Origin of the sequence: Actinocatenispora comari (assembly GCF_017312725.1) — a bacterium.
GTDB classification, from domain to species: Bacteria; Actinomycetota; Actinomycetes; order Mycobacteriales; family Micromonosporaceae; genus Actinocatenispora; species Actinocatenispora comari.
In genome coordinates, this window is sequence record NZ_BOPO01000027.1 from 17,249 (window position 1) to 40,765 (window position 23,517).

The 23,517-nt window shown below is 72.1% G+C and carries 20 protein-coding genes and 2 pseudogenes; 21 read left to right on the forward strand and 1 reads right to left on the reverse strand.

All coding sequences use genetic code 11. From position 1 onward, the window contains the following. Positions 1-104: 104 nt before the first annotated feature. From NUM_RS09675 to NUM_RS09745, 15 genes and pseudogenes are all read left to right on the forward strand, one after another. Positions 105-1,070, forward strand: coding sequence for a phosphatidylinositol mannoside acyltransferase (locus tag NUM_RS09675; RefSeq protein ID WP_207124469.1), 966 nt, complete (start codon positions 105-107; stop codon positions 1,068-1,070). A gap of 2 nt (positions 1,071-1,072) precedes the next feature. Next, positions 1,073-2,179 (forward strand): annotated as a pseudogene (locus NUM_RS09680) (glycosyltransferase family 4 protein); the annotation flags it as partial. 261 nt (positions 2,180-2,440) lie between these two features. Then, complete coding sequence (locus tag NUM_RS09685) at positions 2,441-2,977, forward strand: hypothetical protein (RefSeq protein ID WP_207124485.1); 537 nt, start codon at positions 2,441-2,443, stop codon at positions 2,975-2,977. A 242-nt stretch (positions 2,978-3,219) separates the two neighbouring features. Then, the gene (gene pdxS / locus NUM_RS09690) at positions 3,220-4,143 is read left to right on the forward strand and encodes a pyridoxal 5'-phosphate synthase lyase subunit PdxS (protein WP_030447369.1); all 924 of its coding nucleotides are present in this window, start codon (positions 3,220-3,222) and stop codon (positions 4,141-4,143) included. Between the two features lie 50 nt (positions 4,144-4,193). Then, positions 4,194-4,805: a pyridoxal 5'-phosphate synthase glutaminase subunit PdxT gene (gene pdxT, locus NUM_RS09695; RefSeq protein ID WP_207124486.1), complete on the forward strand. Its 612-nt coding sequence runs from the start codon at positions 4,194-4,196 to the stop codon at positions 4,803-4,805. Positions 4,806-4,931: 126 nt separating this feature from the next. After that, a complete protein-coding gene (locus NUM_RS09700; RefSeq protein ID WP_207124471.1) occupies positions 4,932-5,681 on the forward strand; it encodes a YebC/PmpR family DNA-binding transcriptional regulator in 750 nt (249 codons plus the stop codon). Between the two features lie 90 nt (positions 5,682-5,771). After that, positions 5,772-6,314 carry a crossover junction endodeoxyribonuclease RuvC gene (gene ruvC / locus NUM_RS09705; protein ID WP_030447366.1) on the forward strand — a complete coding sequence of 181 codons (543 nt, stop codon included), beginning with the start codon at positions 5,772-5,774 and terminating at the stop codon, positions 6,312-6,314. Continuing rightward, the gene (ruvA, locus tag NUM_RS09710) at positions 6,311-6,934 is read left to right on the forward strand and encodes a Holliday junction branch migration protein RuvA (RefSeq protein WP_207124472.1); all 624 of its coding nucleotides are present in this window, start codon (positions 6,311-6,313) and stop codon (positions 6,932-6,934) included. Before ruvC ends, ruvA begins: the two co-directional genes overlap by 4 nt. A 16-nt stretch (positions 6,935-6,950) precedes the next feature. Next, on the forward strand, positions 6,951-8,024 hold the full coding sequence (ruvB, locus tag NUM_RS09715; protein WP_207124473.1) for a Holliday junction branch migration DNA helicase RuvB: 1,074 nt from the start codon (positions 6,951-6,953) through the stop codon (positions 8,022-8,024). A gap of 156 nt (positions 8,025-8,180) precedes the next feature. Then, positions 8,181-8,465 (forward strand): annotated as a pseudogene (gene yajC, locus NUM_RS37915) (preprotein translocase subunit YajC); the annotation flags it as partial. A gap of 402 nt (positions 8,466-8,867) precedes the next feature. Continuing rightward, the gene (gene secD / locus NUM_RS09725) at positions 8,868-10,751 is read left to right on the forward strand and encodes a protein translocase subunit SecD (RefSeq protein WP_207124488.1); all 1,884 of its coding nucleotides are present in this window, start codon (positions 8,868-8,870) and stop codon (positions 10,749-10,751) included. A gap of 1 nt (position 10,752) precedes the next feature. After that, positions 10,753-11,970, forward strand: coding sequence for a protein translocase subunit SecF (secF, locus tag NUM_RS09730; RefSeq protein WP_207124474.1), 1,218 nt, complete (start codon positions 10,753-10,755; stop codon positions 11,968-11,970). A gap of 140 nt (positions 11,971-12,110) precedes the next feature. Beyond that, positions 12,111-12,629, forward strand: a complete 519-nt coding sequence (locus NUM_RS09735) for an adenine phosphoribosyltransferase (protein ID WP_225918466.1) — start codon at positions 12,111-12,113, stop codon at positions 12,627-12,629. Positions 12,630-12,922: 293 nt separating this feature from the next. Next, complete coding sequence (locus NUM_RS09740) at positions 12,923-15,202, forward strand: RelA/SpoT family protein (RefSeq protein ID WP_225918467.1); 2,280 nt, start codon at positions 12,923-12,925, stop codon at positions 15,200-15,202. 95 nt (positions 15,203-15,297) lie between these two features. Further along, positions 15,298-15,468 (forward strand): hypothetical protein, encoded by a 171-nt coding sequence (locus tag NUM_RS09745; protein ID WP_207124476.1) that lies wholly within the window; start codon positions 15,298-15,300, stop codon positions 15,466-15,468. Between the two features lie 92 nt (positions 15,469-15,560). Here the strand turns inward: NUM_RS09745 and NUM_RS09750 are convergent, their stop codons facing one another. Beyond that, on the reverse strand, positions 15,561-16,433 hold the full coding sequence (locus NUM_RS09750) for a peptidylprolyl isomerase (RefSeq protein ID WP_225918464.1): 873 nt from the start codon (positions 16,431-16,433) through the stop codon (positions 15,561-15,563). A gap of 447 nt (positions 16,434-16,880) precedes the next feature. Between NUM_RS09750 and NUM_RS09755 the strand changes: the two genes are divergently transcribed. The 6 genes from NUM_RS09755 to NUM_RS09780 all read left to right on the forward strand — a co-directional run bounded on the left by NUM_RS09755 (position 16,881) and on the right by NUM_RS09780 (position 23,459). Further along, positions 16,881-17,618, forward strand: coding sequence for an MBL fold metallo-hydrolase (locus tag NUM_RS09755; RefSeq protein ID WP_207124477.1), 738 nt, complete (start codon positions 16,881-16,883; stop codon positions 17,616-17,618). 84 nt (positions 17,619-17,702) lie between these two features. Continuing rightward, the gene (gene hisS, locus NUM_RS09760; RefSeq protein WP_207124478.1) at positions 17,703-19,037 is read left to right on the forward strand and encodes a histidine--tRNA ligase; all 1,335 of its coding nucleotides are present in this window, start codon (positions 17,703-17,705) and stop codon (positions 19,035-19,037) included. 90 nt (positions 19,038-19,127) lie between these two features. Beyond that, positions 19,128-20,954, forward strand: coding sequence for an aspartate--tRNA ligase (gene aspS / locus NUM_RS09765; protein ID WP_207124479.1), 1,827 nt, complete (start codon positions 19,128-19,130; stop codon positions 20,952-20,954). 123 nt (positions 20,955-21,077) lie between these two features. Then, entirely contained in the window at positions 21,078-21,569 is a 492-nt protein-coding gene (locus NUM_RS09770; protein ID WP_207124480.1) for a hypothetical protein, read from the forward strand. Between the two features lie 13 nt (positions 21,570-21,582). Further along, a complete protein-coding gene (locus NUM_RS09775) occupies positions 21,583-22,785 on the forward strand; it encodes a sensor histidine kinase (protein ID WP_207124481.1) in 1,203 nt (400 codons plus the stop codon). A gap of 14 nt (positions 22,786-22,799) precedes the next feature. Next, a complete protein-coding gene (locus NUM_RS09780; protein WP_225918465.1) occupies positions 22,800-23,459 on the forward strand; it encodes a response regulator transcription factor in 660 nt (219 codons plus the stop codon). Positions 23,460-23,517 lie beyond the last annotated feature (58 nt).

The window sequence follows — 23,517 nt, forward strand, 5'->3', positions numbered from 1 at the left end:
CCCGGTACGTCGGCCGCGGAGCGCGCCCCCGGGCCCGACGCCGCCGATGCCGCCGACGGCGACTCCGGCGACCCGGTGTCCTCGCCGGGCAGCGGGGCCGGCACGTGAGCGGCCGCGGCGTCGAACTGGCGTACGCGGCGGGCTGGAAGCTGGTCCGGCTGATGCCGGAGCGCCTGGCCCGGTGGACCTTCCGGGCCGTCGCCGACCAGCTGACCCACCGCGGCAACCGCGGCGTCTGGCAGCTGACCCGCAACCTGCGCCGCGTGGTCGGCCCCGGCCCCAGCGAGGCGGAACTCGCCGACCTGGTCCGGGACGGCATGCGGTCCTACGCGCGGTACTGGCTGGAGGCGTTCCGGTTGCCCGGCGTGCCGCCCGCGGTGATGACCGAGACGTTCCACCTGACCACACCGGAACTGCTGGACACCGTCGCCGGTGGCTGCGTGCTCGCCCTGCCGCACGCGGCGAACTGGGAGCACGCCGGCGTCTGGGCCACCTCGCAGGGCATGCGGCTCACCGCGGTCGCCGAGCGTCTCCGGCCCGAGGGTCTCTACCAGCGCTTCGTGGCGTACCGGGAGCGTCTCGGGATGGAGATCCTGCCGACCCGCGGCCCGGACCGCGCCACCATCGACACCCTCGCCGACCGGCTCCGCGACGGTGGGGTCGTCGCGCTGCTGGCCGACCGCGACATGTCCAGCCGGGGCGTACCGGTGACGTTCTTCGGCCATCCGACCCGGATGCCGCCCGGGCCGGCGCTGCTCGCGATCCAGACCGGCCGGCCGCTGATCGTGGTGTCGCTGTGGTTCGGCGACGACGGGACGTACGCGAAGCTCACCGGGCCGCTGCCGGTGCCGGTGGAGGGCCCGCTGTCCGAACGGGTCGCCACGCTCACCCAGCGCGTCGCCGACGAACTCGCCGCCGGTGTCGCCGCCCACCCCGCCGACTGGCACATGCTCTCCCGCCTGTGGCTCGCCGACCAGCCGCGCCCCGCCCGTACCCCCGCGGGCGACGCGACCGCCGACTCCGACGACGCCACGGCCAGCACCGACGGCGCCGCGACCGGGGTGCGGTGAGGATGCGCGTCGGCATCGTCTGCCCGTTCTCCTTCGACGTACCCGGGGGAGTCCAGTGGCACGTGCGTGACCTGGCCGAGACGCTGATCGCGCTCGGGCACCGGGTCAGCGTGCTCGCACCGGCCGAGGACGAGACCCACCTGCCCGGTTACGTGGTGCCGGCCGGGCGCGCGGTTCCGTTGCGCTACAACGGATCCGTCGCCCGCGTGTCGTTCGGCCCGATCTCCGCCACCCGGGTACGGCGGTGGCTGTCGGCCGGCCGGTTCGACGTGCTGCACGTGCACGAGCCGATGTCGCCGAGCCTGTCGCTGCTGGCCTGCCTGGCCGCCCGCGGCCCGGTCGTCGCCACGTTCCACTTCGCCACCGGTGGCCGGTCGAAGATGCTGGCCGCCGCGCAGGGCCCGCTGCAGCTGGTACTGGAGAAGATCACCGCCCGGATCGCGGTCAGCGCGCTCGCCCGCCGGGCCCAGGTGGAGCACCTCGGCGGCGGCGCGGTCGAGATCCCCAACGGCGTCCTGATCGACCGGTACGCGCACGCCGACCCGCTGCCTGGCTGGGACCACGACGGCACCACCGTCGGCTTCCTCGGCCGCTTCACCGAACCGCGCAAGGGGTTCGACATCCTCACCGCGGCGCTGGCCCGGCTGGTGGCCGAGCGCCCCCGGCTGCGGCTGCTGGTGGCCGGCCCCGGTGACGAGGACGACCTGTACCAGCGGCTGCCCGGTGCGCTGCGCGACCGGGTGACGTTTCTCGGCCGGGTGAGCGAGGACGACAAGGCGCGGATGCTGCGCTCGGTCGACGTGTACTGCGCGCCCAACACCGGCGGTGAGTCGTTCGGGATGATCCTGACCGAGGCGATGGCCGCCGGTACCACGGTGCTCGCGAGCGACCTGGACGCGTTTCGCCGGGTGCTCGACAACGGCAGCGCCGGCGCCCTGTTCCGTACCGGCGACGCCGACTCGCTGGCCGCCGAGCTCGGCCCGTTGCTCGACGACGCGCCACGCCGGGCGGCCCTCGCGGCCCGCGGTACCGAGGTGGTCGCCGGGTACGACTGGCCGGTGGTGGCCCAGCGGGTGCTGGAGGTGTACAACTCGGCCATCGAGGCGACCAGCAACGCGCCGACCGTGCGCGGCGACGACCCGACGCTGAGCCAGCGGCTCGCCGCGGTGCTGCGGGACAGTGAGGCGGGTGCGCTGTCGGCGGACGGCGAGCCGGCCGCCGACGACTGGGACGGCGGCCGACGCGGTCCGCGCCGGCGGTTGCGCCGGGCGACGACCCGGCAGCGCTGAGTCGACATCACCTCGCGCGGACCGCCCCGACGGGTGGCTCGGCCCGCCGCGCGCGGTGCCCGTACCTGCCGGCCGGTTACCATTCCGGACGTGAGGTGGCTGGTCGGAGTCGTCGTCCTGGTGGTCCTGGTCGCCACCTACCTGACCTGGCTCGCGGCCCGGGTCGATCGACTGCACGCCCGTGCCGCCGGTGCCAGTTCGGCGCTGGACGCCCAGTTGCGCCGCCGGGCGGTGCTGGCCGCCGGGCTGGCCGAGGCGGCGCTGCGCGAGCGGGGCGACGCGTGGGCCGGTCAGGCCGTCGCGGTGCGCGGCGCGGCGCGGGTCGCGGTGGACAGCGCACCGCCGGACCGGGAGGCCGCCGAGAACGACCTGACCCGGCTGCTGCGCGAGCTGCCGCTGTCGCCGGAGGAGCCGGACGTCGCGGCCCTCGATGCCGCGTCGCGACGAGTGGCGCTGGCCCGGCAGGTACACACCGACCTGGTCCGGGACGCGCTCGCGGTGCGCACCCAGCGGGTCGTCCGGCTGCTGCGGCTGGCCCGCCGCCATCCCCGGCCCAGTTACTTCGACATCGACGACCCGGGGCCGGTGGCCCCGGCCACGCCGCTGCCCACCCCGTGACGTGACGGGCGGGTTCGTCCTGTTCAGCGCCCGGCGAGCGGCTTGTGAGGCGTGCCTCTCACCGCTGGGGTGATCGGCCGCGATGGGTAGGATGAAAGTGCTGTCGGCGCGGCCGACCAGGCGCCCCGGCATCGCGAGCCCCGCGGTACCGCGCCGGGTCCGGTCCGGGCGGGCAGGCCTTCCGTTCGGCCCGCGCCGGACGCCGGCAGACATCGACGATCAGGTAAAGGAGCGCGTCGGTCGTGACCACCGAGCCCACTTCCGAAAGCGGCGCGAACAGCGCGCCCGGCACCGGCACCGCCCGCGTCAAGCGCGGCATGGCGGAGATGCTCAAGGGCGGCGTGATCATGGACGTCGTGACCGCCGAGCAGGCGAAGATCGCCGAGGACGCCGGCGCGGTCGCGGTGATGGCGCTGGAGCGGGTGCCGGCCGACATCCGGGCCCAGGGCGGGGTGGCCCGGATGAGCGACCCCGACCTGATCGACGGCATCGTCAACGCGGTGTCGATCCCGGTGATGGCCAAGGCCCGGATCGGCCACTTCGTCGAGGCGCAGGTGCTGCAGTCGCTCGGTGTCGACTACATCGACGAGTCCGAGGTGCTGACCCCGGCCGACTACGCCAACCACATCGACAAGTGGCAGTTCACCGTGCCGTTCGTGTGCGGCGCGACCAACCTGGGCGAGGCGCTGCGCCGGCTCACCGAGGGTGCGGCGATGATCCGGTCCAAGGGCGAGGCCGGCACCGGCGACGTGTCCAACGCGACCACCCACATGCGGAGGATCCGCGCCGAGATCGCCCGGTTGACCTCGATGAGCGGTGACGAGCTGTTCGTCGCCGCTAAGGAGCTGCAGGCCCCGTACGAGCTGGTCGCCGAGGTGGCGCGCACCGGCAAGCTGCCGGTCGTGCTGTTCACCGCCGGTGGCATCGCCACCCCGGCGGACGCGGCGATGATGATGCAGCTGGGCGCCGAGGGTGTGTTCGTCGGCTCCGGCATCTTCAAGTCCGGCGACCCGGCCAAGCGCGCCGCCGCGATCGTCAAGGCCACCACCTTCCACGACGACCCGGACGTGATCGCCAAGGTGTCCCGCGGGCTGGGCGAGGCGATGGTCGGCATCAACGTCGACGACATCCCCGAACCGCACCGGCTCGCCGAGCGCGGCTGGTGACCAGCACGAGCCTGCACGCCGGTACGGGTGCCGACGGCGTCGAGGACCCGCTGGTGGTAGGGGTGCTCGCGCTGCAGGGCGATGTCCGCGAGCACCTGCGCGCGATCGGCGGCGACGGCGTGACCGCGCTGCCGGTGCGCCGGCCGGGCGAGCTCGCCGCGGTGGATGCGCTGGTGATCCCCGGCGGGGAGTCGACCACCATGTCGAACCTCGCGATCGCGTTCGACCTGCTCGACCCGTTGCGGCAGCGCATCGCCGCCGGCATGCCCACGTACGGGTCGTGCGCCGGCATGATCATGCTCGCCGACACCGTCCTGGACGGCCGGCCGGACCAGCGCAGCTTCGGCGGTATCGACATGGTGGTGCGGCGCAACGCGTTCGGTCGGCAGGTCGACTCGTTCGAGAGCACGGTGGAGTTCGCCGACATCGGCGGCGAGCCGTTCCACGCGGTGTTCATCCGGGCGCCGTGGGTCGAATCGGTCGGGCCGCAGGTGCAGGTCCTCGCCCGCGTGGCCGGCGGCCCCGCGGACGGTAGGATCGTTGCGGTACGACAGGGCAACCTGCTCGCCACCGCATTCCATCCCGAGTTGACCGGCGACCTGCGGGTGCACCGGCACTTCGTGCAGATGGCGCGGGCGGCGCGAGCGGCACGCACGCACTGATCCGGCCGGGTCCGACGGGGCCCGGCGGCGGCGTGCATGATCACGAGGGCGGAAACGCCGTGCGAGCGGCATATGGCATGCTGTTGCGCGCGAAGACGGTGGGCGCCGTCGGGGACGGAGAGGTGAATGTCCGGGCACTCCAAGTGGGCCACGACGAAGCACAAGAAGGCGGTCATCGACGCCAAGCGCGGCAAGATGTTCGCCAAGCTGATCAAGAACGTCGAGGTCGCGGCGCGCACCGGCGGCGGTGATCCGGCCGGCAACCCCACGCTGTACGACGCCATCCAGAAGGCCAAGAAGAACTCGGTCCCGAACGACAACATCGACCGGGCGGTCAAGCGCGGGTCCGGCCAGGAGGGCGGCGGCGCCGACTGGCAGACGATCATGTACGAGGGCTACGGCCCGAACGGCGTCGCGCTGCTGATCGAGTGCCTCACCGACAACCGCAACCGCGCCGCCGGCGAGGTGCGTACCGCGCTCACCCGCAACGGTGGCAACCTCGCCGACGCCGGCAGCGTCTCGTACCTGTTCAACCGCAAGGGTGTCGTGATCGTCGGCAAGGGCGAGCTGTCCGAGGACGACGTGCTCGTCGCGGTGCTGGACGCCGGCGCCGAGGAGGTCAACGACCTCGGCGAGGAGTTCGAGGTGGTCAGCGAGGCCACCGACCTGGTCGCGGTGCGCACCGCACTGCAGGACGCCGGCATCGACTACGAGTCGGCCGACGCGAGCTTCCTCGCCAGCGTCAACGTGCCGCTGGAGGCGGACGGCGCCCGCAAGGTGTTCAAGCTGGTCGACGCGCTGGAAGACTGCGACGACGTGCAGAACGTCTACACCAACGCGGACGTGCCCGACGAGGTGCTGGCCGCGATCGACTGACGCCGGTCGACGACCGCGTGTCGCACCGGCGACCGTCCCCGCCGTTACCGGTACAGTCCTCCTCGAACGTTCGTTCGAGGAGGACTCGTCGTGTTGGTGCTCGGGATCGACCCCGGCCTGACCCGGTGCGGTGTCGGTGTCGTGACCGGTCGGCCGGGCGGTTCCTGCTCGCTGGTCGCGGTCGAGGTGGTCCGCACCCCGTCCGACGCCGACCTGCCCGACCGGCTGCTCGCGCTGGACCGCCGGCTCGGTGAGCTGGTCGCCGAGCACGCGCCCGACGCGGTGGCGGTCGAGCGGGTGTTCAGCCAGCACAACACCCAGACCGTCATCGGCACCGCGCAGGCCAGCGCGGTCGCGGTGCTGGCCGGGGCGCGCGCCGGCCTGCCGGTCACCACGTACACGCCGAGCGAGGCCAAGGCCGCCATCACCGGCTCGGGTACCGCGGACAAGGCGCAGGTCACCGCGATGGTGACCCGGCTGCTGCGGCTCGCCGATCCGCCCCGGCCGGCCGACGCGGCGGATGCGCTGGCGCTGGCCATCTGTCACATCTGGCGGGGCAGCGCGAAGGCAAGGCTGGCCGCCGCGGCCGGCGGCGGGGCACGGTCGGGTCGGGGATGGGGAGGGCGTCGATGATCTCCAGCGTTCGCGGGCGGGTCACCGCGGTGGGACCGAACGAGGCGGTGGTCGACATCGGCGGTGCCGCCGGTGGGCTGGGCTTCTCCGTCCAGTGCGCCCCGGCGACCCTGGCGACGTTGCAGGTCGGTGCGGAGGCCACGCTGCACACCAGCCTGGTCGTCCGGGAGGACTCCCTCACCCTGTACGGATTCGCCGCGCCGGCCGAGCGCGGCCTGTTCGAGCTGCTGCAGACCGCGTCGGGGGTCGGTCCCAAGCTGGCCCAGGCGATCATCGCGGTGCTCGACCCGCTGACCGTGCGACGCGCGCTGGCCAGCGGAGACATCGCCACCCTCACCCGGGTTCCGGGGGTGGGGAAGAAGTCCGCCGAGCGGATGATCCTGGAGCTGCGCGAGCGGATCGGCCCGGTGCCGTCGGCCGAGCCGGCGCCGGCCGCCGCCGCGCCGGCCGCTGCCTGGCAGGACCAGGTGGCGCAGGGGTTGATCGGGCTCGGCTGGTCCGGCCGGGACGCCACGGCCGCGATCGCCGCCGTGGCCGAGTCGCTGCCCGAGGGTGAGCCCGTTCCGGCGATGCCGGTCCTGCTGCGTCAGGCGATCCGCCAGCTGGGGCGGACGAAGTGACCGGCGGGTGCGGTCGATGAGCGGCGACGGCGAGCCGAGCCCCGTCTCGGCGTACGCGGCGGACGAGGAGCGCGACGCCGAGGTCAACGTCCGACCCCGGCGGCTGGCCGAGTTCATCGCGCAGGACCGGGTCCGCGAGCAGCTCCAGCTGCTGCTGGCCGGTGCCGCCCGCCGCGGCGACCCGCCCGACCACATCCTGCTGGCCGGCCCGCCAGGGCTGGGCAAGACCACGTTGGCGAACATCGTGGCGGCCGAGCTGGGGGCGGCGCTGCGGGTGACCAGCGGGCCGGCGATCGAACGTTCCGGCGATCTCGCCGCGCTGCTGACCAGCCTGGGCCCGGGTGACGTGCTGTTCATCGACGAGATCCACCGGATCGCCCGTCCCGCCGAGGAACTGCTGTACAGCGCGATGGAGGACTTCCGGGTCGACGTGGTGGTCGGCAAGGGGCCCGGCGCCACCGCGATCCCGCTGGACGTGGAGCCGTTCACGCTGGTCGGTGCGACCACCCGGTCCGGGCTGCTGACCAGCCCGATGCGGGACCGGTTCGGTTTCGTCGCGCACCTGGACTTCTACACGCCGCAGCAGCTCGACGCGCTGCTGGTGCGCTCGGCCCGCATTCTCGGTGTGGCGCTGACCCCGGAGGGCGCGGTGGAGATCGCCGGCCGTTCCCGGGGCACGCCCCGGATCGCCAACCGGCTGCTGCGACGGGTCCGTGACTTCGCCGAGGTGCGGGCGGACGGGGTGATCACACGCGAGGTGGCGCATGCCGCCCTTCGCGTCTACGACGTGGACGAACGCGGCCTCGACCGGCTCGACCGGGCGGTGCTGACCGCACTGGTCGCCTCGTTCGGCGGCGGTCCGGTGGGGCTGACCACCTTGGCGGTGGCGGTCGGCGAGCAACCGGATACTGTCGAGGAGGTGTGTGAGCCCTACCTGGTCCGAGCGGGCCTGCTGGCCCGGACACCCCGTGGCCGGGTGGCGACCCCGGCGGCCTGGATCCATCTGGGCCGCACACCGCCGCCAGGCACGTTCGGTGCGGCGCCGGATCCGGGCGCACCGGACGAACAACCAGATCTGTTCGATACGTGAGCCGTGATCGGACCGTGACCTACGCCGTTCAGGGTTCCCGAAGTCTGACCGGCTAGACTCCGGCCGGTCTACACCAAAGAATTATTGGGAAGGTCACCAGTGCATTTCGCACAGCCCTTGGCGGCATCTAGCAGCGGCGGCGGCAGCAGCTGGACCATGATCCTGCTGTTCGTCTTGATGATCGTCGCCATGTATTTCCTGCTCATTCGCCCGCAGCAGAAGCGCAAGCGGGAACAGCAGCAGATGCAGTCCAACGCCGGAATCGGCGCCGAGATCATGACGCTCGGCGGGCTCTACGGCACGATCGTCGACACCGACGACGAGTCGATCACCATCGAGGTCGCTCCCGGCGTCACCAACCGGTACGCGAAGGGTGCGATCGCTCGCGTCGTCACCCCGGCCGACCAGGTCGCCGACGAGGTCGATGAGGACGACGAGGTCGACGAGGAATACGTCGAGGAGTCGGACGCCGCGGTGGAGCCCGAGCTCGCCGACGCCGTCGAGGAGTCGGACGAGGACGAGTCGCCGGCCAAGAAGACCAAGAAGGAGGAGGTCGTCGCCAGCAACCAGGCGTTGCCGCGCGACCCGACCGCCAACTGAACACGCCGCTCACGGCCCCGCCGCCGCGTCCCACACCGACGTCGGCGGCCGGGTGGTGCACGGTGAGCCCGGTCGGTGCGCCGGCCTCGTCGGCGATACTGCACAATCAGCTCTGAACGTCGCGTCGGGCTACTTTCGGCGCGTGCCCGGCCGGTCCCCGCTCGGGGTGGACGGGGGCCGGGGTGACCATCTGGGGACCTAGCTAGGAGACATCACGTCGTGGCACCACCTCCGAAGGGTCGGATGCATCCGTCCCGCTATCTGGCCGTGCTTGGCGGCATCTTTGTCGTTCTGTACGCGCTGGTGTTCTTCACCGGGCCGGGCTCCATCGGCGACGTCCATCAGAAGCTGAAGCCTCGGCTCGGGTTGGATCTGGTCGGTGGCACGACGCTGACGCTGATCGCGCAGACCGACGACGGCAAGGCGCCGCCGAAGACCAGCCTCGAAGAGGCCCGCAACATCATCGAGCAGCGGGTGAACGGCCTCGGTATCGCCGAGCCGGAGGTGGTCACCGAGGGTGACCAGAACATCGTCGTCTCGGTGGCGGGGCAGAACAGCGACGCGATCAAGCAGGTCGGCCAGCCGGCCCAGCTGCGGTTCCGCAAGGTGCTCAACGCGACCCAGGACCAGGGCCCGAAGGCCTCGCCCACCCCGAAGCCGAGCGCGAGCTCCAGCACGAAGCCGAAGGCGTCGGGCAGCGCGAAGCCGTCGACCAGCAAGACGCCGTCCGCGAAGCCGTCGGCCAGCGGCAGCGCGAAGGCCAGCAAGAGCCCGTCGGCGAGCAGCACCCCGTCCGCCGCGGCCAGCCCGACCGGCGACAACAACGACGTCGCGGTGAACGGCACGGCCAAGAAGCAGCTGCTGGCCAAGGTGCAGAAGAAGCTGGGTGCGACCTACCAGCTCGCGCAGCAGGTGACCAGCCCGGACCAGGTCGCGCAGGGCGGCGCGCAGGCCGAGGAGGCGCTGAAGGCGTTCCGCAAGCTCAGCCCGGCCGAGGTCGCGGTGTTGCCGACCACGATGCAGTTCAACATCCCGCAGATCAGCTGCAAGCAGCTGGACAACCGGCCGGCCGGCTCGATCGACAAGGCGAAGGAGCAGGTCGTCTCCTGCGACTCCGGCCAGAAGCTGCTGCTGGACCAGGCGAAGGTGCTCGGTACCGACGTCAAGAGCGCCGACTACACCTACGACAACCAGCAGGGCGGCTGGAAGGTCACCCTGTCCTTCAAGGGCAAGGGTCAGTCCAAGTGGACGAACCTGACCAAGGAGGCCTACGACAACTCCGGCAAGAACAAGTGTGAGCAGGCGGCGCTCGGCGCCGAGGGCCACTGCCGGGTGGCCATCGTGCTCGACACCAAGGTCGTCTCGTCGCCACAGATCACCTCGGTGATCGCCGGCGACGCGGAGATCTACGGCAGCTTCACCCAGGACCAGGCGACCCTGCTGGCCAACCAGCTCAAGTTCGGTGCGCTGCCGCTGACGTTCCACCAGGGCGAGGCGAACCAGGTCTCGGCCTCGCTGGGTACCAGCCAGCTGGAGGCGGGGTTGATCGCCGCCGCGATCGGCCTGCTGATCGTCATCCTGTACTCGCTGTTCTACTACCGGCTGCTCGGCATCGTGATCTTCCTGAGCCTGGTGCTGTCCGGGTTGTTGGTGTTCGCCGCGCTGATCCTGCTCGGCCGAAACCCCGGGCTGACCCTGACCCTTGCCGGCTTCGCGGGATTCGTGGTGTCGTTGGGTGTGGCTGCCGACTCGTTCGTCATCTACTTCGAACGGCTCAAGGACGAGATCCGGGACGGCCGAAGTCCGCGCAGCGCGGTGCCCCGAGCCTGGGCCCGCGCGCGCCGAACGATCATCTCGGCCAACGCGATCACCGTGCTGTGCGCCGCGGTGCTGTACTTCCTGTCCGCCGGGTCGGTGAAGGGCTTCGCGTTCGCGCTGGGGCTCGCCACCATCCTGGACCTGATCGTGGTGTTCCTGTTCCGACACCCGATCATGACGCTGTTCGCCCGCAGCAAGGCGTTCCTGTCGCCGCGGGTGTCCGGCCTGGGCCGGGTGCTCGAAGGGCACCGGTCCGAGGAGAAGCCGACCCGTCGGCGCTCCGGCCGCACCGAGACGAAGGAGGCCTGAGATGAGCGAGAAGCGGCACGGCCTCGCACATCGGCTCTACATGGGGCAGGCCGGCCTCAACGTCGTCGGCCGGCGCAAGGTCTTCTACCTGGTCACCCTGGTGATCCTGGTGCTGGGCCTGGCCAGCTTCTTCATCCGCGGCTTCCACCTGGGCATCGACTTCCGGGGTGGCGAGCAGTTCCAGATCCCGAAGACCTCCTCGGTCAGCCTCGAGGACGCCAAGAAGGCGGTCACCGACGGTGGCGCGGTGGTCATCACCGGCCAGTCGGTCGGCGGGACCCACCCGACCTACCTGATCAAGACCGAGCCGCTGAGCGAGGGTGCCGCGGTCAAGGTCAAGGAGACGATCAGCAGCGACCTGAAGATCCCGGCGAACCAGATCAGCGAGAACTCGGTCTCCGGCGCCTGGGGTGCGCAGATCACCCAGAAGGCCGGCATCGCGCTGCTGGTGTTCCTCGCCCTGGTGGTCGTCTACCTGATCTTCCGGTTCGAGTGGCGGATGGCGGTCGCGGCGTTCGCGTCGATCATCCACGACCTGTTCGTGGCGGCCGCGGTCTACTCGATCGTGGGCTGGGAGGTCACCCCGAACACCGTCATCGGGTTGCTCACCATCCTCGGTTTCTCGCTGTACGACCTGGTCGTGGTGTTCGACAAGGTGCACGAGAACACCCGCGGGATCACCGCGAGCAGCCGGATGACCTACGGCGAGGCCACCAACCTGGCGATCAACCAGACACTGATGCGGTCGATCAACACCACGGTGATCTCGTTGCTGCCGGTCGCGGGTCTGCTGTTCATCGGTGCCGGCCTGCTCGGCGCCGGCACGCTCAAGGACCTGGGCCTGGTGCTGTTCGTCGGCATGCTGTCCGGTACCTACTCGTCGATCTTCCTGGCCGCGCCGATCCTGGTCGACCTGAAGATGCGCGACTCCAAGTACCGGGCGCACGCGGCGCGGGTGTTGGCCCGGCGCGCGGCGGGCGACACCGGTGGTCGCCGTCGCCGCGCCGACAAGGTGGCTGACAAGGCGACGGCGGACGGGGAGTCGAGCGCCGACGAGTCGGCGAGCGGCGAGGGCACGGCGGAGGACAAGCCCGGTGCCGATCGGGTGCTGGCGGGTTCCGCGCCGCGTCCGGGCGCCCGCCCGACCAACCGTCCCGCGGCCCGCAAGCGCAGCGGTCGCGGGGGCGGCAGCCGGCCCGGTACCAAGCGCAAGTCCTGACCACGACGGCACGAGGGTAGGTACGCCAGGTGACCCGGGTTGACCCAGGCATCGAGCCCGGCGACGGGCCGGACGCCGCAGCCGACCAGGCCGGTACGCCGGCCGACGGTGCCGCGCCGCGCGGAGACAGCGGCGCGGCGGTGGCGGCCGGGGTCGCCAAGCACGTACTGGACGTACCGGACTTTCCCGAACCCGGGGTGACGTTCAAGGACCTCACCCCGCTGTTCGCCGACCCGGACGGGTTCCGGCACGTGATCGACGCGGTCGTCGAGCATCACGGGCCGGACTCGTTCGACGTGGTCGCCGGGATCGAGGCGCGCGGGTTCGTGATCGCCGCCGCGGTCGCGTACGCCACCGGTACCGGGGTGGTGCCGGTGCGCAAGGCCGGCAAGCTGCCCCGCCGCACCATCTCCGCGTCGTACTCGCTGGAGTACGGCACGGCCACGCTGGAGGTGCACGAGGACGCGTTTCACCGCGGTGAGCGGGTCCTCGTGGTCGACGACGTGCTCGCCACCGGCGGGACGGCGGAGGCGACGCTGCAGCTGGTGGAGCGGGCCGGCGGCCGGGTCGCCGGTTTCAGCGTGCTGCTGGAGCTGGGATTCCTGCACGGCCGGCAGCGGCTCGCGCCGCGCCAGGTGCACGCGCTGCTGACGGTCTGAGCGGCCAGTCGGGCATGACCGGCTTGCCGGTGACGCCCGCCCGAGTGCCGTCCCGGCCCGCTTGTCGCCGACCTCGTGGTGCCGACCGACCCGCGGGATACGATGGGCACCCGGATCCGCGGAGCAGACCGTGGGCCGCACCGCGTCGCCTTCCCAGGGGTGTGTGTTGACCGAGCAGAGCTCAGGAGAGCCCGGTGTCTGAGCGCAGTGTGCGGCCGGACCGCAGCGCCGATGCCGCCGGCCCCGCGGCCGCGCCGCCGGCGGCTCCGAGCGGTGCGCCGGCCGACGAACCGGTGGTCCCCCCGTCCGCGCTGTCCAGCGCGCCGACCGGCCGGCGGGTGCGGGCCCGGCTGGCCCGGTTCAACGCGCCGTGGCAGACCCCGCAGGTCTCCGAGGTGCTGGAGCCGCTGGTCGCCACGCACCGGGCGAGTCACCCCAAGGCCGACGTGCGGGAGCTGCAGCACGCCTACGACGTGGCCGCGCGCTACCACAGCGGCCAGTTCCGCAAGTCCGGCGATCCGTACATCACGCACCCGCTGGCGGTCGCGCAGATCCTGTCCGAGCTGGGCATGGACACCACCACGCTGGTGGCGGCGCTGCTGCACGACACGATCGAGGACACCAGCTACACGCTCGCGGACATGCAGCGCGACTTCGGCGGCGAGGTGGCGCTGCTGGTCGACGGCGTCACCAAGCTCGACAAGGTGAAGCTGGGCGACGCGGCGAAGGCGGAGACGATCCGCAAGATGGTCATCGCGATGGCCAAGGATCCCCGGGTGCTGGTGATCAAGCTGGCCGACCGGCTGCACAACATGCGCACGCTGACCTTCCTGCCCCGGCCGAAGCAGGAGCAGAAGGCACGCGAGACGCTGGAGATCCTGGCCCCGCTGGCGCACCGGCTGGGCATGAACACGATCAAGTGGGAGCTGGAGGACCTGGCCTTCGCGACCCTCTACCCGAAGCGGTACGAGGAGATCGCCCGGCTGGTCGCCGACCACACCCCGCAGCGTGACGGGCTGCTGAACGAGGTCACCGAGAAGGTCAAGACCGACCTGCGCGGCGCGAAGCTCAAGGCACAGGTGGTGGGGCGGCCCAAGCACCTCTACTCCGTGTACCAGAAGATGATCGTGCGCGGCCGCGACTTCACCGACATCTACGACCTGGTCGGGGTGCGGGTGCTGGTCGACACGGTGCGTGACTGCTACGCGGCACTCGGCGTGGTCCACGCGAACTGGCAGCCGGTCCCGGGCCGGTTCAAGGACTACATCGCGATGCCGAAGTTCAACATGTACCAGTCGCTGCACACCACCGTGATCGGCCCGACCGGCAAGCCGGTGGAGTTGCAGATCCGCACCTTCGCGATGCACCGCACCGCCGAGTACGGCATCGCCGCGCACTGGAAGTACAAGGAGAACAAGGACGCCACGATCGTCGGCCCGCCGGCGCACATCGACGAGATGGCGTGGCTGCGGCAGCTGCTCGACTGGCAGCGGGAGGCGAGCGACCCGAGCGAGTTCCTCGACTCGTTGCGCTACGACCTGTCCAGCCAGGAGGTGTACGTCTTCACGCCGAAGGGCGACGTGATCGCGTTGCCGAAGGGCTCGACTCCGGTCGACTTCGCGTACGCGGTGCACACCGAGGTCGGGCACAAGTGCATCGGCGCCCGGGTCAACGGCAAGCTGGTGCCGCTGGAGTCGCAGCTGTCCAACGGCGACGTGGTGGAGATCTTCACCTCCAAGTCGGAGACGGCCGGCCCGTCGCACGACTGGCTCGGGTTCGTGGCCAGCCCGCGGGCCCGCACCAAGATCCGGCAGTACTTCAACAAGGAGCGCCGGGAAGAGGCGATCGAGACCGGCAAGGACGAGATCGTCCGGGCCATGCGCAAGCAGGGGCTGCCGCTGCAGCGGATGCTCACCGCCGACGCGCTCACCGCGATCGCCCGCGACCTGCACCACACCGACGTGTCCAGCCTGTACGCGGCGGTGGGGGAGAACCAGGTCTCCGCGCAGGCCGTGGTGCAGCGGCTGGTCGCCGCGTACGGCGGGGAAGAGGGCGCGGTCGAGGACATCGCCGAGACCGCGGTGCCGACCCGCCCACCGCGCAACCACGGCCGGTCGTACGACCCGGGCGTGACGGTGTCCGGCATCAGCGACGTGTGGGTGAAGCTGGCCCGCTGCTGCACGCCGGTGCCCGGTGACGACATCCTCGGCTTCGTCACCCACTCCGGCGGGATCAGCGTGCACCGCACCGACTGCACCAACGCCGCGGAGCTGCGCCGCCAGCCGCACCGGCTGGTCGAGGTGGCCTGGAAGCCGAGCGCCGCGTCGACGTTCCTGGTGGCGATCCAGGTCGAGGCGCTGGACCGGCATCGGCTGCTCGCCGACGTGACGAAGGTGTTGAGCGAGGAGAAGGTCAACATCCTGTCCGCGACGGTCACCACCACCCGGGACCGGGTCGCGGTCAGCCGGTTCACCTTCGAGATGGCCGACCCGAAGCATCTCGGTCACCTGTTGAAGACGGTGCGCAAGGTCGACGGGGTGTACGACGCCTACCGGGTGACCTCCGGAGCCTGATCTGCGCGCCGGTCACAGCGTGTGCGCTCGCTCCAGGCTGCACCGACCACCTACCATGGACGATCCGTGACCATCGGTGGAGTTCGGAGGCGAGCATGAGTGAGGACCGTGAGCAGACCACTCCCGGTCCCACCGATCCCGTGGCCCGGCCGGCGTTGCCGCGACGGGCCCCGACCCGGACCGGCAGCCATCGGGCGCCGGACGCCGACGGGCCGGACGAGGGCGAGCTCGCCGCGATCCTGCATCACCTGCACACCGAGCTCTGAGGGTCGCCGGCGGCCTCCGGACAGACGAACGGGCCGGCACCGCGGCAGCGGCACCGGCCCGTTTCGGTCGAGAAGGGTTTCGGTCGAGACGGTCAGCTCTTGTTGCTGGCCGAGGCCGACGGGGTCGGCGAGGACGTCGACGCCGCGGACACGCGGATCGAGGAGATCTTCACCTTCTCCTTCGGCGCGCCGTCGCCCTTGCTGGCGTTGGCGCCGGTGACGCCCTTCTTCGCGATCGCCTGAACCTTGTCGAGGCCCTTGCTCACGGTCCCGATCACCGAGTACGACGCGGGCAGGTCGCTGTCGCCGTACACGATGAAGAACTGGCTGGAGCCGCTGCCGGGCTGGCCGGTGTTCGCCACCGCGACGGTGCCCGCCGGGTAGGTCGGCTTCTTCCCGGTCGGCAGGTTCTCGTCCTTGACCGTGTAGGTCGGGCCGCCGGAGCCGGTGCCGGACGGGTCGCCGCACTGCAGCACCTCCAGCCCGGAGGCCTTGGTGGTCAGCCGGTGGCAGGTGGTGTCGTCGAAGAACTTCTTGCCCGCGAGGTAGGCGAAGCTGTTGACGTTGCAGGGCGCCTTGGCGGTGTCCAGCTTGACGTCGACCTCGCCCTGGTTGGTCTTGATCGTCATCGTCTGGGTGCCGGACTTGGGCACGTCGCTGTTGCTCGGCATGCCGACGTCCTTGAGCTTCTGCCCGCTCTGCGCCTTGGCCTTGGTGTAGCAGCTCCCGGCGGCCTCGGTGGCCTTGGCGCTGGCACTGGCGCTCGCCTTCGCCTTGCCGTTGTCCTTGCCGTTCAAGGACACGACCAGCGCGGTGGTACCGCCGCCGACGACGACCACGGCGGCCACGATGCCCACGATGGCCAGAACCTGTCGGCGCTTGCGCGCCGCCGCGGCGCGACGGGCCATCTGGCGCTCGAGCTTGGCGCGGGCCAACGCGCGCTGGCGGTTCCTACTGGAAGCCAACGTCAGCTCCCCTCCCCGGTCGGACTGCAAGGACAATACGGGACTCGAATGGTACGAAACGGCGCGTCTGCCGCCGGCGGAGGGCCGAACGAGGAGGTTGTGCCGGGTGTACCGCGGATGTCACCGCACGCGGCGGCGAGACCCAGCGTCAAAGGTTAACCAACTGTGATCGGAGCGCGCGCGGACCGGGCGGAACAAATGGGTAACGGATCTCCCGAAGGCGGCTGTACGGACCGCCGTCCGTGCTCGCCACGGCGTTCGCCGCGCGCCGGCGCCCGCCGTCCACCGCTGCTCGGCACGCTCGTTCAGCCCCTGCTCCGCACGGTGTCGCCGCTGGGTAGGCTGGCCGGGTATCGCATCGCCTACCGCGCGTCCGCGCGCACCGGCCGGTGTCACGCCGGGCATCCCCGGCGCGGGCACCCGCGCCGCGGGTACAGGAAGGACGCCATGTTCGTCGCCGGGTTCCCCAGCGCCGCGTTCGGCACGAACTGCTACGTGCTCGCGCCGGCGGTCGGCGAGCAGTGCGTGATCGTCGACCCGGGGTACCGGGTGGCCGGCGAGCTGGCCGAGCTGGTCGCCGAGTTCCGGTTGCGCCCGGTTGCGGTGCTGTTGACCCACGGCCACATCGACCACACCTTCTCGGTGGTGCCGGTCTGCAAGGCGAACGACGTCACCGCCTACGTGCACCCGGCCGACCGGGCGATGCTCGCCGACCCGACGGTCGGGTTGTCCCCGGAGCTGGTCGCGGCGCTGCATCAGCTGCCCGACGGCGCCGTCGACACCGAACCGGCCGACGTGGCCGAGCTGTCCGACGGCGCGAGCCTGTCGCTCGCCGGGCTGACGTTGACCGTCGACCATGCGCCCGGCCATACCGAGGGGTCGGTGATGTTCCGTCTGCCCGGTGGCGTGCGGCGCGTCGGTGCGCAGCTGCCGCCCGGGGCGGCCGAGCTGGTCGAGGCCAGCGAGGTCTGCCTGGCCGGGGACGTGCTCTTCGCCGGCTCGGTAGGACGCGTGGACATGCCCGGCGGGTCCGCCGCGGCGATGGCCGACAGCCTGCGGCGCCGGGTGCTGCCGCTGGCCGACACCGTCGCCGTCCTGCCCGGGCACGGGCCGCACACCACGATCGGCCGCGAGCGCCGCACCAACCCGTACCTGCTGGATCCGGGCGTGCTCGCGGCCACCTGACCCGTCGTCGAAGATCCGTTTCGCGCGCCACCGGCGGTCCGCCGGGTCGAGTCGCGTCGTACGCCGAGGAGCGTTGAACACACCATGAGCCAGGGCAAACCCACCCCGCTCAGCGGATTCCCCGAGTGGCTGCCGGCCGGGCAGCTCGTGCAGCGGCAGGTGATCGACACGCTGAGCCGCACCTTCGAGCTGCACGGCTTCGCGCCGCTGTCCACCCGCGCGGTCGAGCCGCTGGACCAGCTGCTGCGCAAGGGCGAGACCTCCAAGGAGGTGTACGTGCTGCGCCGGCTGCAGGCCGATGCCGACGACGCCTCCGACTCCGGGCTCGGGCTGCACTTCGACCTGACCGTGCCGTTCGCCCGGTACGTGCTGGAGAACGCCGGGAAGCTGCAGTTCCCGTTCCGGCGGTACCAGATCCAGCCGTGCTGGCGCGGCGAGCGGCCGCAGGAGGGCCGGTACCGCGAGTTCTGGCAGGCCGACATCGACGTGGTGGACCGGGACACCCTGTCGCCGCACTACGAGGTCGAGCTGCCGCTGGTGATCGCGGACGCGCTGGGCGCGCTGCCGTTGCCGAAGGCGACCATGCACGTCAACAACCGGAAGCTGTCCCAGGGCTTCTACACCGGGCTGGGGCTGTCGGACCCGATGGCGGCCATCCGGATCGTCGACAAGATCGACAAGATCGGTCCGGCCGGGGTCGGCGCGACGCTGGCGAGCGAGCTCGGCGCCTCCGACGCGCAGGTCAAGGCGTGCCTGGCGCTGGCCGAGATCCGGACCGCGGACGGCTCGTTCGCCGACCGGGTGGCCGCGCTCGGGGTGTCCGACCCGCTGCTGGACGAGGGCGTCGAGGAGCTGACCCGGGTGGTCGAGACGGCCGCCGAGCACGCGCCCGGCCTGGTCGTCGCCGACCTGCGGATCGCCCGCGGCCTGGACTACTACACCGGCACCGTGTACGAGACGTTCCTGGACGGTGCGGAGGCGCTCGGCTCGATCTGCTCCGGCGGCCGGTACGACAACCTCGCCACCGCCGGCACCGAGAGCTACCCGGGCGTCGGGCTGTCGATCGGGGTCTCCCGGATCCTCGGCCGCCTGATCGGCCGCGCCGAGCTGACCGCCACCCGCACCGTGCCCACCTGCGTACTGGTGGCGCTGCCGGACGACGCGTCGCGGCCGGCGTGCGACCGGATCGCCGCCACGCTGCGCCGGCGCGGGATCGCCACCGAGGTGGCGCCGGCGGCGCAGAAGTACGGCAAGCAGATCCGGTTCGCGCAGCGCCGCGGCATCCCGTACGTGCTGTTCCCGGACGCCGAGGGCGGCGCCGAGATCCGCGACATCCGCTCCGGCGAGCAGACCGCGGTGCAGCTCGACAGCTGGCAGCCGCCCGCGGCCGACCTGCACCCGCGGCTCGCCACCGAATAGTCCGACCCCGGCCGCCGGTCGGTCGCCGGCCGGCGGCTGGAAGAATCGTCGTCGAGGCACCACCGCGATCTTGTCGAAGGAGAAACGCTCGTGATCCGCACCCACGGGGCAGGCACGCTGCGCGCCGAGCACGTCGGTACCCACGTCACGCTGGCCGGCTGGGTGGCCCGCCGGCGCGACCACGGCGGGGTGATCTTCGTCGACCTGCGGGACGCCTCCGGCGTCGTCCAGGTGGTGTTCCGGGGCGGTACCGCCGAGGCGGACGCCGCCGAGGCCGCCGCGCACGTGCTGCGCAGCGAGTACTGCGTGCGCATCGAGGGCACCGTCGAGGCCCGCCCGGCCGGCAACGAGAACCCGGAGCTGCCCACCGGCGACGTGGAGCTGACCGTCACCGGCCTGGAGGTGCTCAGCGCCTCCGCGCCGCTGCCGTTCCCGATCGACGAGCACCTCACCGTCGGCGAGGAGGCCCGGCTGCGCTACCGGTACCTGGATCTGCGCCGGTCCGGGCCGGCGCACGCGCTGCGGCTGCGCAGCGACGCGAACCGGATCGCCCGTACGGTGCTCGCGGAGCGCGACTTCGTCGAGATCGAGACGCCGACGCTGACCCGGTCCACCCCGGAGGGCGCCCGCGACTTCCTGGTCCCGGTGCGGCTGCAGCCCGGCTCCTGGTACGCGCTGCCGCAGTCGCCGCAGCTGTTCAAGCAGCTGCTGATGGTGGCCGGGATGGAGCGCTACTACCAGATCGCCCGGTGCTACCGGGACGAGGACTTCCGGGCCGACCGGCAGCCGGAGTTCACCCAGCTCGACATCGAGATGTCGTTCGTGACCCAGGACGACGTGATCGAGGTCGGCGAGGCGATCACCGCGGCGCTGTGGTCGCAGCTGGCCGGCTACGAGATCCCGCGGCCGATCCCGCGGATCACCTGGCACGAGGCGATGGACCGGTACGGCTCGGACAAGCCCGACCTGCGCTACGAGGTGGAGCTGACCGAGCTGACCGAGGTGCTGCGGGGCACCGAGTTCCGGGTGTTCGCCGGTGCGATCGCGGCCGGCGGGTACGTCGGGGCGGTGGTGATGCCCGGTGGCGCGAGCCAGACCCGCAAGGAGCTGGACGGCTGGCAGGACTGGGCGAAGGCGCGTGGCGCGAAGGGCCTCGCGTACGTGCTGTTCGACGCGGAGACCGGTGCGCCGAAGGGCCCGGTGGCGAAGAACCTGTCGGCCGAGCACCTGGCCGCGTTGCCGGACGTGGTCGGCGCCAAGCCGGGCGACGCGGTGTTCTTCGCCGCCGGCGACCGGATCGGCGCGCAGGAGCTGCTCGGCGCGGCCCGCAACGAGATCGCCCGCCGCTGCGGCCTGGTCGACGAGAACGCCTGGGCGTTCTGCTGGGTGACCGACGCGCCGATGTTCCTGCCGGTGGAGTCCAGCGACGACGTGGCGGTCGGCTCCGGCGCCTGGACCGCGGTGCACCACCCGTTCACCTCGCCGACCGGGGAGTGGCTGGAGCGCTTCGAGCAGGACCCGGAGCGTGCCACCGCCTACGCGTACGACATCGTCTGCAACGGCAACGAGATCGGCGGCGGCTCGATCCGTATCCACCAGGCCGAGGTGCAGAAGCGGGTGTTCGACCTGCTCGGCATCACCCCGGACGACGCGGCCGACAAGTTCGGGTTCCTGCTCGACGCCTTCCAGTACGGGCCGCCGCCGCACGGCGGCATCGCGTTCGGCTGGGACCGGGTCTGCATGCTGCTCGGTGGGCTGGACAGCATCCGCGAGGTCATCGCGTTCCCGAAGTCCGGCGGCGGGTTCGACCCGCTGACCGGCGCGCCGACCCCGATCACCCCGCAGCAGCGGCGCGAGGCCGGGGTGGACGCGAAGCCCAAGCCGAAGGCGGCGGAGCCGGCCGACAAGGCGGAGTGATCGGCCGGTGCCTCCACCCCGGGGTGGAGGCACCGGACCCATCCCGGCGCCGATGCCGCCGGGCCGCCGGTTCCGTAGCGTCGATTCCGTTGGCGATCGACTCTGCACGGAAGTTGGCGACGCATGTCCTCCGAGACCACGTCCTACCTGCTGTACGGGCTGCTCGGGCTCGTCCTGCTGATCTGGATCATCTCCCGCCAGGTGGGGGAGCGGACCTGGACGACCCGGCGGCTGGTGATCATGCCGCTGATCTTCGTGGTCGTCGCGGTGATCAACGGCCGCACGCTCGGGCACGATCTGTCCACCGGGCTGTCGATCGGCCTGTTCGCGGCCGGGCTGGTACTCGCCGTCGTGCTCGGACTCGCCCGCGCGGCCACGATGGCGACCCGGCCCGGTTCGGACAACACGGTCGTCACCCGCAGCAACTGGTGGACGATTGTCCTGTGGCTGGTTTCCATCGCGATACGCGTCGGCCTGGCGTTCGGCGCCGCCTCGCTCGGCGCGCCGGAGGGCATCGCCGAGTCGATGCTGTTCGCCGCCGTCACGATCGGTGCGCAGAACCTGGTCGTCGCCCGCCGCGGCGGGCTGCTCGGCGCGGTAGCGCAGCGGGTCTGAGCGGGGCGGCGCGGTGACCGACGGCGTGCGGGACGGCGGCGTCTTCTTCCCCGACAGCCATCTGGGCCGCTTCCGGCTCGCGATCCGGGTGGCCGGGTTGGCCGCCTGGGTGGCGGTGTCGATCCTCGGTGCTCCCACCGGGAACCGGCCGCTGACCAGCGTGCTCGTCGCCATCGCCGGTGCGGCCGTGATCGTCAGCGGGATGCTGTTTCGCCGCCGGTACTGGTGGGTGTCGGCGGTCGGCGTCGCGATCTTCGCGGTGCTCGGGCTGGCGCTGACCGCGATCGGGCCGAGCTGGGTCGGCTGGGCGCCGGTCGTGTTCGCGCTGTTCTGGTCGATCATCCGCCTGCCGGGCCGGCTGGTGGTGGCCACCTCGACGGTGCTGCTGGTCGCGATGGTGATCGTCGGCTGGCTCGCGCTCGGCCCGGGAGCCGTCGTCGGGCAGCTCGCCACCTGCATGGGCGTCGCCGTCCTGGCGTACTCGATGCGCAGCGCGCGGCAGCGTGCCACCGACGCCGAACGGCTGCTCGCCTCCGAACGCGCGGCCCGCGAGGCGACCGAACGGGCCAGCGTGCTCGCCGAGCGGCAGCGGCTCGCGCGGGAGATCCACGACATCCTGGCGCACACGTTGTCCGCGCAGGTGGTGCAGTTGGAGGGCACCCGGATGCTGCTGCGCCACGGCGCCGACACCGACGCGGTACTGGCCCGGGTCGAGCAGGCGCAGCGGCTGGCCCGGGACGGCCTGGACGAGACGCGCCGCGCGCTGGACTCGCTGCGCGGCCGGTCCCGGCCGCTGGCCGAGACGCTTCCCGCGCTCGCCGCCGACGCCGGCGCCGGGTACGCCAGCGAGGGCGACCCGCGGGACCTGGGTCCGGAGGCGTCGCTCGCGATCGTGCGCACCGTCCAGGAGGCACTGACCAACGTGCGCAAGCACGCCCGCGGCGCGGCCACGACGGTACGGCTGCGCTACGCGCCGGACGCGGCCACCGTCGAGATCGTCGACGCCGGCGGGCCGGGGCCTGCCGACGCGGACGGGCCCGGCACGGACGGCGCCGAGACTGGTGGGCCGGCGCAGGACGCGGCGTCGCTCGCCGGCTCCGGCGGCGGGTACGGTCTTGCCGGGATGCGGGAGCGCGCCGAACTGCTCGGCGGGGCGCTGTGGGCGGGGCCGCTCGCGGACGGCGGCTTCCGGGTCCGGCTGCGCATTCCGGCCTGATCGAGGGGAGTGCGGTGGACGGGCCGATCCGGGTCGTGGTGGCGGACGACCAACGGGTGGTACGCGAAGGCATCGAGCTGATGCTGTCGCTCACCGACGGGGTCGAGGTGGTCGCCACCGCCGCCGACGGCGAGCAGGCGGTGGCCGCGGTCGCCCGGTACGACCCGGACGTGGTGCTGATGGATCTGCGGATGCCGCGCTGCGACGGCGTGGCGGCGACCCGGCTGGTACGCCGGGACCATCCGCGCTCGCAGGTCGTCGTGCTCACCACGTTCGCCGACGACGAGTCGGTGCTGGCGGCGCTGCACGCCGGCGCCCGCGGCTACCTGACCAAGGACGCCGGGGCCGAGGAGGTGGCGCGGGCGGTCCGGCGGGTGGCCGCCGGCCAGGCCGATCTCGACCCGGACGTGCAGCGCCGGCTGCTGGAGCTGCTACCGGCACACCGGCCGGTGCCGTCCGCGCCGGCGGGCCCGGCGCCGGACGGACTGACCGAGCGCGAGGTCGAGGTGCTGTCGCTGATCGCCGCCGGGCTGTCCAACACCGAGATCGCGCAGTCCCTGGTGGTCAGCGAGGCGACGGTCAAGACGCACGTGAACCACCTGTTCGCCAAGACCGGGGTGCGCGACCGGGCCCAGGCCGTCGCCTACGCCTACCGCCACGGCCTCGCCGGCTGACCGCGACGCCGACGACCGCGACGCCGACGACCGCGACGCCGACGACCGCGACGCCGAC

Excerpts from the sequence above, each read along its gene's own strand:
- NUM_RS09700 (WP_207124471.1), top strand. The coding sequence starts at position 4,932 with ATGTCCGGGCACTCCAAGTGGGCCACGACGAAGCACAAGAAGGCGGTC.
- ruvA (WP_207124472.1), top strand. The coding sequence starts at position 6,311 with ATGATCTCCAGCGTTCGCGGGCGGGTCACCGCGGTGGGACCGAACGAG.
- ruvB (WP_207124473.1), top strand. The coding sequence starts at position 6,951 with ATGAGCGGCGACGGCGAGCCGAGCCCCGTCTCGGCGTACGCGGCGGAC.
- secD (WP_207124488.1), top strand. The coding sequence starts at position 8,868 with ATGCATCCGTCCCGCTATCTGGCCGTGCTTGGCGGCATCTTTGTCGTT.
- secF (WP_207124474.1), top strand. The coding sequence starts at position 10,753 with ATGAGCGAGAAGCGGCACGGCCTCGCACATCGGCTCTACATGGGGCAG.
- NUM_RS09745 (WP_207124476.1), top strand. The coding sequence starts at position 15,298 with ATGAGTGAGGACCGTGAGCAGACCACTCCCGGTCCCACCGATCCCGTG.
- NUM_RS09755 (WP_207124477.1), top strand. The coding sequence starts at position 16,881 with ATGTTCGTCGCCGGGTTCCCCAGCGCCGCGTTCGGCACGAACTGCTAC.
- hisS (WP_207124478.1), top strand. The coding sequence starts at position 17,703 with ATGAGCCAGGGCAAACCCACCCCGCTCAGCGGATTCCCCGAGTGGCTG.
- NUM_RS09770 (WP_207124480.1), top strand. The coding sequence starts at position 21,078 with ATGTCCTCCGAGACCACGTCCTACCTGCTGTACGGGCTGCTCGGGCTC.